Raw genomic sequence first — 13644 nt, 5'->3', positions numbered from 1 at the left:
TGTTAATAAATCAGTGTAATACATTAGAGAAACGGAGACCAAGAAGGTGATTTCACCTCACCCTGACCTACCGGTAACCTTGCTTTAAAGCGTCCGTCCGTTGAAACGGCAGCTAAAACTTGTTTGCCTTGGTGCGTAGTACCATAAATCACCATAGTACCGTTAGGTGCCACGCTTGGAGACTCATCCAAACGTGTCGAAGTCAGCACCTGCATAAAACGCGTATTGAGATCCATACGCGCAATGTTAAATTTACCATTTGTTCGATTAACAAAGATCATACTACGCCCATCGGGAGTAATAGATCCACCGAGGTTCCATTCACCTTCAAAGGTTTCACGAGTCACCTTGCCAGAAGCTAAATCTACGCGATATAACTGGGGTTTACCACCACGCTCAGAGGTAAACAACAGTGATTTACCATCAGGATACCAAGAGGGTTCTGTATCAATTGCATAATGGTTTGTAATGCGTTTAATGGCCTTTGTTGCAATATCAATCACGTATATTTCAGGTTGACCATCCTTAGATAAGGTTACAGCTAAGGATTTTCCATCGGGTGAAAATGCTGGAGCACCATTAATACCAGGAAAGCTGCTCACCTTAGTACGTACTTGGGTATACAGATCTTGTACAAAAATTTCGGCTTTCTTGTTTTCAAAACTCACATACGCCAAACGACGTCCATCAGGAGACCATGTCGGTGACATCAAAGGTTCTGGTGAACGTAATAACATTTGCTCGTTAAAGCCGTCATAATCAGCAATCATCAACTGATAGGGTGCTTTTTGCGTATGGTTTACAACTACGTAAGAGATACGCGTTAAAAATGCTCCGCGGATACCCGTCAATTTCTCATATACAATATCGCTGATCCTATGCCCATATTGGCGAAATTGTGCCGCTGAAATGACGGTTTGGCGACTGTCCATTAAAAACTCAGTTGGACTGACAGCCCCTTTTAAACTTTGGTTTTGCGCTTTAACAAGATCAATTAGATCAAAACTAACAAGATATTGATCAGTGCCATAGGGCTTAACTGAGCCTAAAACCAAAGCCTCTGCGCCCACACTCCCCCAAGCACTCGCTTGAAATTGCGCCACAGCGCCAATATTACTCTGAGGTAATCCTAACTCGTCTAATGGTTTAAAAGTGCCACTACGCACAAGATCTGACATAACAACATCAGCGATGGCTTGAGGTGGTGCGCCAGTACCTTGCCATACAAAAGGCATGACCGCGATAGGACGAGCAGCATCAATACCTTCAGTGATCACAATATCCAATGCCGCTTTTGTGGGGGTGGTGCATAGCAGTACTGCCAATGCTAACCATTTGGCCAAAATTTTCATGGGACTCCTTTAATTAAACGTTGGTTCAACGATTAAGTTAATTTCTTTCATCAAGTTATAAACCGCAGGATCCGGAGAGACAGGCAGTTTACCCGCCTTCAAAATCGCCGCTTTAGTCGCCCGACATACATTTGCATCGCCGCCATCTGTTTGGCTACTGATCACAAATCCATCGTTAGCTAAACGCACAGACACTTTACAACTCTTTCCTCGCATTGACTCATCAACAACCAGATTGCGTTGAATAGTCGACTTGATCATGGCGGTATATTTACCGACCTCGCTCTGCATCTGCTTATTCATCGTTTGCGACAACGCCGCCTGCTCTGCGGCTAACGCATCGGCCATTTCCTGCTCTTGCTGTGCTCGAGCCTTGGCTTCTGCATCAGCTTTACGTTTACGTTCAGCTTCTTCCTTCAGTTTACGATCAGCTTCTTCTTTCTTTTTGCGTTCGGCCTCTTCTTTTTGCTTACGCTCAGTTTCGGCCTTCGCTGCAGCGGCTTCTTCTGCTTTACGCTTTTCCGCTGCTTTTTGGGCCGCTTCTTCAGCCACTTTACGCTCTTGCTCTTTCAGCTTACGGTCGGCTTCGGCTTTCTGTGCCTTTTCCTTTTCCTGTTGCTGTTTCACCTGTGCAACTTTGGCAGCTTCGTTAGCCTTTTGGGTTTCAATCTCTTGCAGTTTACGTTCTTGCTCCAACTTTTTAAGCTGTGCTTGTTCACGTTCACGTGCTTGCCTTGCCTCTTGCGCTTTGCGTTCAAGCTCAGCTTGGCGTTCTTGTTCACGCCGTTCAGCTTCACGTTTTTCTTGCTTAATCTTTTCAACCTGATTAGCGACTTTCTGCTGATCAACCATAACAGCTTTTACCGCAGGGGCGCTAACTTGTTGCACGGGTTCAGGTTTATGGGTGAAGTCAACGCCAATCGCTAAAATAATTATCACACCAATATGAATACCTGCTGAAATTGACAGAGGCAATGCAACATTTGAATTATCCGCCACCTATTTCTCCTTGGGTGAATCCGTCATCAAACCGACTGAGGGTACGCCTGCACCTTGTAAGGTCACCATCAACTGAATCACTTTATCGTAAGGAATATTTCTATCGGCCTTGACCACGACTGGGCGTTCAGGCTCTGTCACCATAATGGCCGCTACAGCTGTAGCAAGTTCTTCCAAATCCATTTCTTCATTGTTCGAACCACCTTTATTGAGGAAGTAATCACCGTCGCCATCAATGGAGGCAACAATAGGTGGCTTACTATCATTGGGTAACACTTCCGCCGCCCCTTGAGGCAGCTCAACTTTAACGCCTTGAGTCACTATGGGTGCTGTTACCATAAAAATAATTAACAGCACTAGCATGACGTCGATATAAGGCACCACGTTAATTTCAGCAACGGGGCGACGACGTTTACGCTGATAAGCTGGTTGCATTATACCCCTTCCTTCTCGCTGTACGCTTGGCGATGCAAAATACTGGAGAATTCTTCCATAAAGTTTGCGTAGGCCATTTCCAATTTATCCACTTGAGTCGAGAAACGGTTGTAAGCAATAACCGCTGGAATTGCCGCAAATAGACCCATCGCCGTTGCAATCAATGCCTCAGCAATACCTGGGGCGACCATCGCTAATGTGGCGTTTTCCATAGAACCAATGGCAATAAAAGAATTCATGATCCCCCACACAGTACCAAATAAACCGATATAGGGACTCGTTGAACCAATAGTCGCTAATAACGGTAAGTTAGCTTCTAACTTTTCCATTTCGCGAGAAAGCGTCACACGCATGGCACGGGACGTACCGTCCATCACAGCATCTGGCACTTTGCTATTTAATTTATTTAAACGTGAATACTCTTTAAAACCAGTCACGAATAATGACTCTAAGCCAGTATTATCGGGACGAGCTGATAACTCTTTATACAGGCGGTTTAAATCTACGCCCGACCAAAATTTATCTTCAAATTTTGCCGATTTACCTTTTGCTGATGATAATAGGCTACGGCGTTGTAAAATCACCGTCCAAGACATCACTGACAAGGCAAGTAAAGTGAACATCACAAATTTCACTAATAAACTGGCTTGTAAAAATAACCCAACAATCGACATATCAGCTTGCACTGTCAAACTCCTGCACAATATTTAAGGGAATTGCTCGGGGACGCATTCGTGAAAGCGCGACACAAACAACCAGCACTGTGCCTTCACAATAACATTCACCCTGATGATCAACCAAGCGTTGATGAAATACCAACGAGGCCTTTTTCAACTCTATGACCTTAGTTTCTACAATAAGGTTCTGTTCAAAACGTGCAGCTTTTCGAAAATCGAGTTCAGCACGCTTAACGACAAATGCTGTGTCGTCAGCCAACAGTGCAGTCTGACTTACACCAAGGGCTTTTAACCACTCGGTTCTCGCACGCTCAAAAAAGTTGAGATAGTTCGAATGATAGACAACGCCGCCAGCGTCGGTGTCTTCGTAATAGACTGATATAGGCCAATGAAACGTCATTTAATGAAAGCAAGTTTTGGTTGAAAAATTGACGCTACTATACCTAGGGAAACAAGACTTGTGAATGACCCTATGAAGATATAGATAGGAATAGCGCGGGTTTCAGATGAATCGGAGCAATTGTAAAACACAATGGGGTCAAATGACCCCATTTTATTAACATTGTTAGTTATTTTGCGATAGTTTGTGGCAGCTTCAAACCAAAACTTTGCCACAGGAAGCTATAAATATCGGCAAACTCATCTATCTTCATTGCCGTTGGTTTACCTGCTCCGTGGCCCGCATTGGACTCAATTCGCATGATCACAGGTTTGTCTCCCTGCTGTTTGTCTTGCAGCATGGCTGCAAACTTGAAACTGTGTAAGGGTACAACACGATCATCATGATCGGCTGTCATCACCATAGTGGCAGGATAAGACTGTGCTTTAACATTGTGGTATGGCGAATAAGCCAATAATGCAGGAAATTGCTCCGCATTATCAGCACTACCATATTCACTTGTCCAAGCCCAACCAATAGTGAATTTATGGAAACGCAACATATCTAAAACACCTACAGCAGGTAATACTGCAGCGAACAGTTCTGGGCGTTGTGTTACTGCAGCCCCCATCAATAGGCCACCGTTACTGCGACCATAGGCACCAAGTTTAGATGTATTTGTATATTTCTCATTAATCAAGTATTCGGCTGCGGCAAAATAATCATCAAACACATTTTGCTTTTTATCAAACATCCCTGCTTGATGCCAACTTTCTCCATATTCGGCACCGCCACGTAAACTGGGTACAGCATAAATACCGCCCATATCTAACCAAGCAATATTGGCTGGACTAAAACGCGGGGTCATCGAAATAGCAAAACCACCATAGGCATAAAGTAATGTTGGGTTTTGACCGTTTTTCACTAAGCCTTTCTTATAAGAAAGCATCATAGGCACTCGTGTGCCGTCTTTGCTGGTATAAAAAACTTGCTCAGAAATATAGTTATCAGGATTAAACGAGACTTTAGGTTTGGCAATAACGGTTGATCCGCCAGTTTTAAAGTCAAACTTATAGGTGGTTTCGGGTTGAATATAGCTGTTAAATACATAATAAAAATAGTCTTTACTGGCTTTGCCAAAAGGTCCTGTCACATTACCAAGACCTGGTAACGCGACATCTTGACGCTTCTGACCACCCATGCTGTAAATCGATAATTGACCTAATACATCGTGTAAATAACTCACCACTAAATGGTCATTAATAATGGCAACATTATTAATTGGATCCTTTGACTCAGGAATAATCGTTTGCCATTGGGATTTATCGCTATTACGGGTATCAATCGCAATCACTTTACCGTTAGGAGCATCTAAATCGGTTTTAAAATAAAACACCGAACCATCATTACCTAAAAACTCATATTCAGCTTCTAAATTGAGGATCAATTCCACTACTTGAGATTTAGGCTCAAACAGCGATTTATAGAAGAAGCGATTGCGTTTATCTGTACCTTGTGAAATAGATAATAATAAATATTCACCTTGTTCCGAAACATCAATTTTAAAGCCCCAATCTTTATTTTGAGGGCGTTCGTAAATCAATAAATCCTGACGTTGATCAGTACCTAATGTGTGGTAATACACTTTTTGATTAAAGTTGACATCGGCTAATAAATCACCACCAGCGGGGGCATCATAGCGAGCATAAAACACCCCTTGGTTTTCTTTATCCCAAACTGCGTTAGAAAATTTAATCCACTTTAATTCGTCCGATAGCTTTTTACCTGTAGCTACGTTGATAAACTGCCACTGTTGCCAATCAGAACCTGAATTAGACACCCCATAAGCTAAAATTTTACCATCATTGCTAACAGAGACCCCTGATAGTGCAACAGTGCCGTTTGTTGAAAGTTTATTTGGATCAAGTATTGGTTTTTCAACACCATCACGGCCTTTTACATACAAGACAGATTGAGCCTGTAAACCATCATTGCGGTAGTAGAATTGATTTTCACCATGCTCAAAGGGAGCTGAAACCTTCTCGTAATTCCATAACTCAGTAATACGTTCAACAACAGCTTGTTTATTGGGTATTTTGGCTAAATATTCTTGACCAAAAGCTTGTTGTGTTTTTACCCATTTTTCTGTTTCTGGCGTGTTTGCTTCAAGATGACGATAAGGATCCGCCACCGAAATACCATGAATAGTTTCAACTAAATCGTCTTTATCCGTTTCAGGATAAACAAACTTATTGCTACTCGCTTGTTGCACCTCAACTGAATGTTGTTCAGGAGTATTGCCACTTTGGCAAGCACCAAGCGCCAGTCCTAGTGTGGCGACTAGCAAACCTTGCTTTGCAAGGTGAAATCTTACTGCCATCTCATTATCGTCCTTCTTGTGGTTTCGGGCTTAACGCCTTTTTCAGCAAGTACTATACAAGCTAAAATCTCCATGGCAATCCCGTAATCTCATTACGCTTTTTTTAAGACCGTTAATGGATTTAATAAAGTGGTAACAAAGATAAGCTGATTGAAATGTATTTTTATGCACTTAAACTGATTGATAAGTTATTAATGAAGGTAAATAGTGACTTAAGTGAGCTAGATCACTTAATAGTCCATTAGATTTGCTAATGTATACAGGCAATTTTTCTCGTTTGTTTTGTGTAATGCCAAGCACTAGAATAGCCTTGTTTTCAGGAAGTATCTGTCTTCAGATATTGAAAACAAGAACTTTTAAGCTGATGTGTTCCCAACATGTCAGTTTCATCCCTGGTTCTTATGCTTGACTTCCTTCAATTTGTTGATTGCAAATGCATTATTTTGCGGCCCACTTAGATTAAGTGGGCTTTTTTTATCCCGTGTAAAATAATAATGCCAAGCATAATACTTGGCATTAATAACACATCCCCATACAAAATGTCTTGCTGACTACATTGGTTTACTTATCCTGATCACGACTCGGCGATTACGGGCCCTTTCATCTATATCTTCATTTGAAGCTACATGACGCCGCTCACCATGACCAACCGTTAAAATACGATCTTGAGGGATACCACTGGATAGGAAAAACTCTTTCACCGACTCAGCGCGGTTATCTGACACTCTTTGGTTAACCGAACGGCCACCATAACTATCGGTATAGGCATCCACCAGCACCAGTTCAACATTAGGATCATAGGCCAGATATTCCTGCACCCGTGTTAGCTGTTGCTTAGAAAAACGCGTTAAGTCAGTCCCGCCTTCATTATAATTAAGTACGGTGAACGCTATATCCTCAAAACTATAAGGTAATAAGTGAGCAAGACAAGCCTTAAACTCGGCATATTTACGGCCAAAATTAGCCGCGGATAACCCAACTGCAATTTTAGTCGATTCGTTATACCAATCCGCATAATAAAATGTGGGCTGCATACCACGGCTTAGTTCGTCTAACATTGACCAAGCTGCACGCTTAGGCACTTCACCGTTAAAATATTTTTGATAGCGTAAAGAAGTGATTTCTTTAGATACCACACCAGGACGCCATTGGGGTGAACGACTAATTAACTGTGCTTGAGTCACTTGGTCCGGTTTAAGCCACATATCTAACGTGAAGTTAAGATTCAGTTGTTTACCCGCCTCACTGGTAAAAATAGCTTTACCATAGGATGGAATATCATGCTCAAGACGACAAACGATAGGAGAATTCTCAGTAACCCGCCATTGGGAATTATTTAACGAGGCCACATAATGGCGCAACTCTGCCGTTGCAGTTGCAGGAACGCATAAAATTGATACTAATATCAGTTTTCGCCACATAGCCTTTACTCATGATTAATCGGTTACATGGCTTTATCGGCAAACTATTTAGTTCCTTTAGCTTATAAAACCACCAATCAAGCATGACACACCCAAGTGCATTTAGCATAATAGCGCCCTGTGAATTTTATTGGGTATCTTAATGAGCGACATTTGCGACGCGAACAAATTGAAACACCGATTTCGAGGCTACTTTCCGGTAGTCATTGATGTCGAAACGGCGGGCTTCAACTCTCAAACGGATGCGTTGCTGGAAATAGCCGTCACCCTGCTGAAAATGGATGATGAGGGCATGCTAGGCATTGATAAAACCTTGCACTTCCATATAGAACCATTTGAAGGCGCCAATTTAGAACCTGCAGCACTCGCTTTTAATGGGATAGATCCTAACAATCCATTACGTGGCGCTGTCAGCGAAAAAGAGGCATTTTTAGACATTTTTAAAGCTGTCAAAAAGGCACAAAAAGCTGCTGATTGTCATCGCTGTATTATTGTGGCCCATAATGCCGCTTTTGATCATGGTTTTGTCAGTAAAGCGATTGAGCGTTGTGACTTAAAACGCTCACCATTTCATCCTTTTGCCACCTTCGATACCGCTACACTCGCAGGACTTGCTATTGGTCATACGGTTTTAGCGAAAGCATGTATGATGGCAGGTATTCCCTTTGACAATAAAGAAGCCCACTCAGCGTTATATGATACTGAACGCACAGCGGAGCTCTTTTGCTACATAGTCAATCGCTGGAAACAATTAGGCGGTTGGCCTTTACTGGCTGCAGGTGCGCAAGATGCTGAAAGTGACACAGAAGAATAAACTCAATCACTGAAGCTAGATTTATTCAATAAAAACAAAAAGCTGCCAATTGGCAGCTTTTTTATTCACTCGCTCTATTCGATTACAGAGAGCTTGCGTTTTCAGACAGGTAAGCAGCAACACCTTCAGTGCTTGCGTTCATACCTTTGTCGCCTTTTTCCCAACCTGCTGGGCAAACATCGCCGTGCTCTTCGTGGAATTGCAGTGCATCGATCATACGTAACATTTCATCGACGTTACGGCCTAATGGCAGGTCGTTAACCACTTGATGACGAACCATGCCTTCTTTGTCGATAAGGAATGAACCACGGAACGCTACGCCCGCATCAGGATGCTCAACATCGTACGCTTTACAGATTTCGTGTTTAACGTCAGCTACTAGCGTGTATTTAACTTGACCAATGCCGCCCTTTTCAACTGGAGTATTACGCCATGCATTGTGAGTGAACTGAGAATCGATAGACACACCGATCACTTCTACGCCACGTTTAGTGAACTCTTCCATGCGGTGATCAAAGGCAATTAACTCTGATGGGCAAACGAAAGTGAAGTCAAGTGGATAGAAAAATACGACTGCTGGTTTACCTTTAATTGCAGCCGTTAAGTTAAAGCTATCTACGATTTCGCCAGAACCTAATACCGCCGCAGCAGTGAAATCCGGAGCCGGACGGCCTACTAATACGCTCATTTTATATCTCCATCTATGAGTTGAACTAACTATAAAGTAAGACACTCCCCCTAAAACCCCTCTTATTGGCGCAAAAGGCTTCAAAGTGGAAAATGCTTAAGGGGTGTACTTACCAATCAAATCTTTAGGCATTATAAGTCGTACATCGTGCCTTACAACCTATTTAAGACCAATATCACATTTTTCAAGGGCTATTCGATTTTAATGATTAAGGATAGAGCAATCTGTTTAACTCATACCCAACGTCATCCACATTCAATGAACACGCTAACGCCAAGCGGATCACATTCTCAGATATTTTGCAGAATAATTCTCGCCAAACTGGACAGACACAGCCTTTGCAGTCAAAAATACGCCCTTTGGTTTACAGAATTAAGAAATTGACTATGAATGCAGTCGTAATTGCAGTGTGTTTAATGTTGGCACTCAGTTTGTTTAGAGTGAATGTGGTGATCGCTCTGACCGTTAGCGCCCTTGTTGCAGGGTTGATTGGCGGTATGGATCTTCATCAAACCATAGACGCCTTTAATACCGGTTTAGGTGGCGGCGCACAAATTGCGCTCAGTTATGCATTATTAGGTGCCTTTGCCGTCGCACTATCGCACTCAGGATTAACGGCACTTATCTCTAAATCTATTATCAGCAGTTTAGGCAAAGAGCCTAATGCCACAAACACTCATTGGGTCCGTTGGTTACTGCTATTGTCGCTGCTTGCTATGTCGATGGCCTCACAAAATATTTTGCCAATCCACATTGCTTTTATTCCAATCCTCGTACCGCCACTATTACATGTGATGTCCAAACTGAACATTGACCGTCGTCTAGTCGCTTGTGTGCTTACGTTTGGGCTTGTCACCACCTATATGATTTTGCCAATTGGTTTTGGGGGAATTTTTTTAAATGATATTTTGCTATCAAACCTTACCAGTAATGGCTTAGTCGCCGTGCGGGATCAAATTCCTCCTGCCATGTTAATCCCTGCTGCGGGTATGGTAGTAGGCTTACTGACGGCTGTATTTATCAGTTACCGTAAACCTCGGATATATGAAGATGCTAAAGCGGTCATGGCGGCACCAGAAGAAAGCCTTAATAAACGTAATATCGCTATCGCTGCGTTAGCAATTCTTGCGACGTTGTTTGTACAACTTGAAACCGACTCAATGATCTTCGGTGCCTTAGTCGGTTTTATGATTTTCAGTTTTTCAGGTGCATTAAAACACGTTGCCGACCAAGATATCTTCAATCAAGGCGTGCGCATGATGGCAAACATCGGCTTTATTATGATTTCTGCCGCAGGTTTTGCTGCCGTAGTAAAAGAAACGGGAGAAGTCGGTACACTTGTTGCGTCACTTGGCGAGATGATTGGTGACAATAAAGCCCTTGCTGCTTTTTTGATGCTCGTTGTCGGTTTGCTGATCACGATGGGAATAGGTTCATCCTTCTCGACTATTCCTATTATTGCGACTATTTACGTGCCTCTCGCATTAAGTTTTGGTTTTTCTGTAGCGGCAACAATTGCATTAGTTGGTACAGCGGCAGCATTAGGTGATGCGGGATCACCTGCGTCAGATTCCACCTTGGGCCCCACAGCAGGTTTAAATGCCGACGGCCAACACGATCATATACGTGATAGCGTAATCCCAACCTTTATTCACTACAATATTCCGTTGTTAGTGTTTGGTTGGATTGCCGCTATGGTGCTATAGCCGTTAACAACGGGTCAATGTAAACACAAAACAAAAGGCCGAATCGCAATGCGATTCGGCCTTTATGATCAAACACCCTAATATTAACAGGCTATATGAATCGTCATGCTAAGCTGAAAGGACGATTACTTAGTACCAAAAATTTTATCACCTGCATCGCCAAGACCTGGCAGGATATAACCTTTCTCGTTTAAGCATCTATCGATAGCCGCAGTATATAACTCGATATCAGGATGCGCTGCTTCTAAGGCTTTAATGCCTTCAGGCGCAGCCACTAGCACTAAGGCCTTAATTGAAGTACAACCGCGCTTTTTCAATAAATCGACGGTCGCAATCATAGAACCACCGGTAGCGAGCATTGGGTCAACAACTAAGGCGATACGCTCGTTCATATCACTCGCCAGCTTCTCAAAATAAGGCACAGGCTCAAGGGTCTCTTCATCACGGTAAATACCCACAACAGAGATGCGCGCACTTGGAATGTGTTCGAGTACACCGTCCATCATACCCAAACCCGCACGTAAAATTGGCACGACAGTGACTTTTTTACCTTTGATTTGATCGACTTCAACCGGACCATTCCAGCCTTCAATCGTAACAGTTTCGGTTTCGAAATCTGCGGTAGCTTCATAGGTTAATAAACTGCCCACTTCAGCAGCCAGTTCACGGAAACGCTTAGTGCTAATGTCACCTTCGCGCATTAGGCCGATTTTGTGAAGCACTAACGGATGTTTAACCTCGACAACTTTCATTTTTCTCTCCTACTTTTGTTCGCGGATATTATTTTTTGAGGCAAATTTTTCAGATTCTAGTTGATTTGTTTATTGGGTAAAACATAAAGTTTTGCCATTCGGTCTAATCGTGAGCGATCTCCCAAGAAAAGGTTTCCACTGGTTAAGATACGCGCGCCTATTTACTCTTTTGTGACCAATTACACAGTATCAACAGCAAATTCACAGTGGTTGATAGCAAAAATATCTCACCAAATGGGATAAATCCAAATCATGGCTTTCGACCCCTAGCACAAGCTGATAGAATACCGCCGCATAAAATCCAATAACGATGTACCCGAGAGGATCCCTCCGTGAGCACTCCTACCCCACTGAGCTATAAAGATGCCGGCGTTGATATTGATGCAGGTAATGCACTGGTAAGTAACATTAAAGCCGCCGTAAAACGTACCCGTCGTCCAGAAGTTATGGGCAACTTAGGTGGTTTTGGCGCTCTGTGTGAAATCCCCACTAAATACAAACAACCCGTTTTAGTTTCTGGCACCGACGGTGTTGGTACTAAATTACGTTTAGCTATCGATTATAAAAAACATGACACTGTTGGCATCGATTTAGTTGCTATGTGTGTGAACGATCTTATCGTTCAAGGCGCTGAGCCACTGTTTTTCCTCGATTACTATGCAACGGGCAAACTCGATGTTGAAACTGCAACCTCTGTAGTGAATGGCATCGGCGAAGGTTGTTTCCAATCTGGTTGTGCGTTAATTGGCGGTGAAACCGCTGAAATGCCAGGCATGTATGAAGGTGAAGATTACGACCTAGCGGGTTTCTGCGTCGGTGTAGTTGAAAAAGCCGACATCATTGACGGTAGCAAAGTGGCAGCGGGTGATGCACTTATTGCATTAGCCTCAAGCGGCCCTCATTCAAATGGTTACTCTTTAGTCCGTAAGGTATTAGAAGTAAGCCAAGCAGACCCTCAGCAAGATCTCAATGGCAAACCGCTAATTGAACATCTCCTTGAGCCAACCAAAATTTACGTAAAATCATTGCTCAAACTGATTGAAGCATCTGATATCCATGCGATGGCGCACATTACTGGCGGTGGCTTCTGGGAGAATATCCCCCGCGTATTGCCAGATAATTGCAAAGCGGTTATCCAAGGCGACTCATGGCAATGGCCTGCTGTTTTCAGTTGGTTAATGGAAAATGGCAATATTGCCCAGTACGAAATGTATCGTACCTTCAACTGTGGCGTCGGCATGATAGTCGCGCTACCTGCCGATAAAGTGGATGCAGCACTTGCATTACTGGCAGCAGAAGGCGAACAAGCATGGCTTATCGGTGCTATTGCACATCGAGAAGGCAATGAAGAGCAAGTGGAGATCCTGTAATGCCCCAGCGCTGTCGTGTAGTTGTATTAATTTCCGGAAATGGCAGTAACCTGCAAGCGATTATCGACGGTTGTGACGATAATCTGCAGGCCGAAGTTGTCGGAGTGATCAGTAATAAACCCGATGCCTATGGCCTAGTTCGCGCCCATTATAATGAAATTGATACTAGCTGCGTGATAGCGCATCAAGGTGAATCTCGCTCTGAATACGATGCACGCTTAATCGCGGTGATTGAACAGTATCAACCCGATTTAATCGTATTAGCGGGATTTATGCGGATCTTAACCGATGACCTCGTCAATCGTTATTTAGGCCGGATAATCAACATCCATCCTTCGCTGTTACCCAAATACACTGGCTTAAACACTCATCAACGCGCCATCGACGCTAACGACAGCGAACATGGTGCTAGCGTGCATTTTGTCACGCCTGAGCTTGATGCAGGCCCTGTGATATTACAGGCCAAAGTCCCTGTTTATGAAGACGATACGGCGGACATGCTTGCCGCCCGCGTACATGAGCAAGAACATGCGATTTATCCACTCGTGGTGAAATGGTTTAGTCAGCAACGTCTTAACATGCAAAACGGCCAAGCCTATCTTGATGGCAACCTTATCGGCCCAAGCGGTTACGCGCCTGATTAGTTCCACTTGACAGTAAGTCGTATCAAT

The 13644-nt window shown here is 43.3% G+C and carries 13 protein-coding genes; 4 read left to right on the top strand and 9 right to left on the bottom strand.

Annotation, left to right across the window (positions count from 1 at the left end; translation table 11 throughout):
* Nucleotides 1-23: 23 nt before the first annotated feature.
* From tolB to motY, 7 genes are all read right to left on the bottom strand, one after another.
* Nucleotides 24-1352, bottom strand: a complete 1329-nt coding sequence (gene tolB / locus MZ182_RS07905; RefSeq protein WP_248066519.1) for a Tol-Pal system beta propeller repeat protein TolB — start codon at nt 1350-1352, stop codon at nt 24-26.
* A 9-nt stretch (nt 1353-1361) separates the two neighbouring features.
* Nucleotides 1362-2351 carry a cell envelope integrity protein TolA gene (gene tolA / locus MZ182_RS07900; RefSeq protein ID WP_014610343.1) on the bottom strand — a complete coding sequence of 330 codons (990 nt, stop codon included), beginning with the start codon at nt 2349-2351 and terminating at the stop codon, nt 1362-1364.
* On the bottom strand, nt 2352-2786 hold the full coding sequence (tolR, locus tag MZ182_RS07895; RefSeq protein WP_011789703.1) for a protein TolR: 435 nt from the start codon (nt 2784-2786) through the stop codon (nt 2352-2354).
* Nucleotides 2786-3472 carry a protein TolQ gene (gene tolQ / locus MZ182_RS07890; protein ID WP_011789704.1) on the bottom strand — a complete coding sequence of 229 codons (687 nt, stop codon included), beginning with the start codon at nt 3470-3472 and terminating at the stop codon, nt 2786-2788. Before tolQ ends, tolR begins: the two co-directional genes overlap by 1 nt.
* Entirely contained in the window at nt 3462-3863 is a 402-nt protein-coding gene (ybgC, locus tag MZ182_RS07885; RefSeq protein ID WP_011789705.1) for a tol-pal system-associated acyl-CoA thioesterase, read from the bottom strand. Before ybgC ends, tolQ begins: the two co-directional genes overlap by 11 nt.
* A gap of 169 nt (nt 3864-4032) precedes the next feature.
* Entirely contained in the window at nt 4033-6222 is a 2190-nt protein-coding gene (locus MZ182_RS07880) for a prolyl oligopeptidase family serine peptidase (protein WP_011789706.1), read from the bottom strand.
* A gap of 551 nt (nt 6223-6773) precedes the next feature.
* Nucleotides 6774-7643 carry a flagellar protein MotY gene (gene motY / locus MZ182_RS07875; RefSeq protein WP_011919105.1) on the bottom strand — a complete coding sequence of 290 codons (870 nt, stop codon included), beginning with the start codon at nt 7641-7643 and terminating at the stop codon, nt 6774-6776.
* Nucleotides 7644-7785: 142 nt separating this feature from the next.
* Between motY and rnt the strand changes: the two genes are divergently transcribed.
* Nucleotides 7786-8457: a ribonuclease T gene (gene rnt / locus MZ182_RS07870; protein ID WP_011789708.1), complete on the top strand. Its 672-nt coding sequence runs from the start codon at nt 7786-7788 to the stop codon at nt 8455-8457.
* Nucleotides 8458-8539: 82 nt separating this feature from the next.
* On the opposite strand, the gene MZ182_RS07865 is transcribed toward rnt, so the two are convergent.
* Complete coding sequence (locus MZ182_RS07865; protein ID WP_011789709.1) at nt 8540-9145, bottom strand: peroxiredoxin C; 606 nt, start codon at nt 9143-9145, stop codon at nt 8540-8542.
* A 386-nt stretch (nt 9146-9531) separates the two neighbouring features.
* Here MZ182_RS07865 and MZ182_RS07860 point away from each other — a divergent pair, with 386 nt between their 5' ends.
* Nucleotides 9532-10851, top strand: a complete 1320-nt coding sequence (locus MZ182_RS07860) for a Na+/H+ antiporter family protein (protein WP_011919103.1) — start codon at nt 9532-9534, stop codon at nt 10849-10851.
* Between the two features lie 125 nt (nt 10852-10976).
* Here MZ182_RS07860 and upp read toward each other — a convergent pair whose 3' ends face one another.
* Complete coding sequence (upp, locus tag MZ182_RS07855) at nt 10977-11603, bottom strand: uracil phosphoribosyltransferase (RefSeq protein WP_248066517.1); 627 nt, start codon at nt 11601-11603, stop codon at nt 10977-10979.
* Between the two features lie 332 nt (nt 11604-11935).
* Here upp and purM point away from each other — a divergent pair, with 332 nt between their 5' ends.
* On the top strand, nt 11936-12973 hold the full coding sequence (purM, locus tag MZ182_RS07850) for a phosphoribosylformylglycinamidine cyclo-ligase (RefSeq protein ID WP_011789712.1): 1038 nt from the start codon (nt 11936-11938) through the stop codon (nt 12971-12973).
* Nucleotides 12973-13617 carry a phosphoribosylglycinamide formyltransferase gene (gene purN, locus MZ182_RS07845; protein ID WP_011789713.1) on the top strand — a complete coding sequence of 215 codons (645 nt, stop codon included), beginning with the start codon at nt 12973-12975 and terminating at the stop codon, nt 13615-13617. The genes purM and purN overlap by 1 nt, the downstream gene beginning before the upstream one ends.
* Nucleotides 13618-13644: the final 27 nt, after the last annotated feature.

This window comes from Shewanella sp. JNE2 (assembly GCF_023159115.1).
GTDB classification, from domain to species: domain Bacteria; phylum Pseudomonadota; class Gammaproteobacteria; order Enterobacterales; family Shewanellaceae; genus Shewanella; species Shewanella putrefaciens.
This window is presented reverse-complemented; position numbering and strand designations above follow the sequence as displayed.

Coding starts and splice junctions, on each gene's coding strand:
- MZ182_RS07880 (WP_011789706.1), bottom strand. CDS start 6,222: ATGGCAGTAAGATTTCACCTTGCAAAGCAAGGTTTGCTAGTCGCCACA.
- motY (WP_011919105.1), bottom strand. CDS start 7,643: ATGTGGCGAAAACTGATATTAGTATCAATTTTATGCGTTCCTGCAACT.
- rnt (WP_011789708.1), top strand. CDS start 7,786: ATGAGCGACATTTGCGACGCGAACAAATTGAAACACCGATTTCGAGGC.
- upp (WP_248066517.1), bottom strand. CDS start 11,603: ATGAAAGTTGTCGAGGTTAAACATCCGTTAGTGCTTCACAAAATCGGC.
- tolB (WP_248066519.1), bottom strand. CDS start 1,352: ATGAAAATTTTGGCCAAATGGTTAGCATTGGCAGTACTGCTATGCACC.
- tolR (WP_011789703.1), bottom strand. CDS start 2,786: ATGCAACCAGCTTATCAGCGTAAACGTCGTCGCCCCGTTGCTGAAATT.
- ybgC (WP_011789705.1), bottom strand. CDS start 3,863: ATGACGTTTCATTGGCCTATATCAGTCTATTACGAAGACACCGACGCT.
- MZ182_RS07860 (WP_011919103.1), top strand. CDS start 9,532: ATGAATGCAGTCGTAATTGCAGTGTGTTTAATGTTGGCACTCAGTTTG.
- purN (WP_011789713.1), top strand. CDS start 12,973: ATGCCCCAGCGCTGTCGTGTAGTTGTATTAATTTCCGGAAATGGCAGT.
- MZ182_RS07865 (WP_011789709.1), bottom strand. CDS start 9,145: ATGAGCGTATTAGTAGGCCGTCCGGCTCCGGATTTCACTGCTGCGGCG.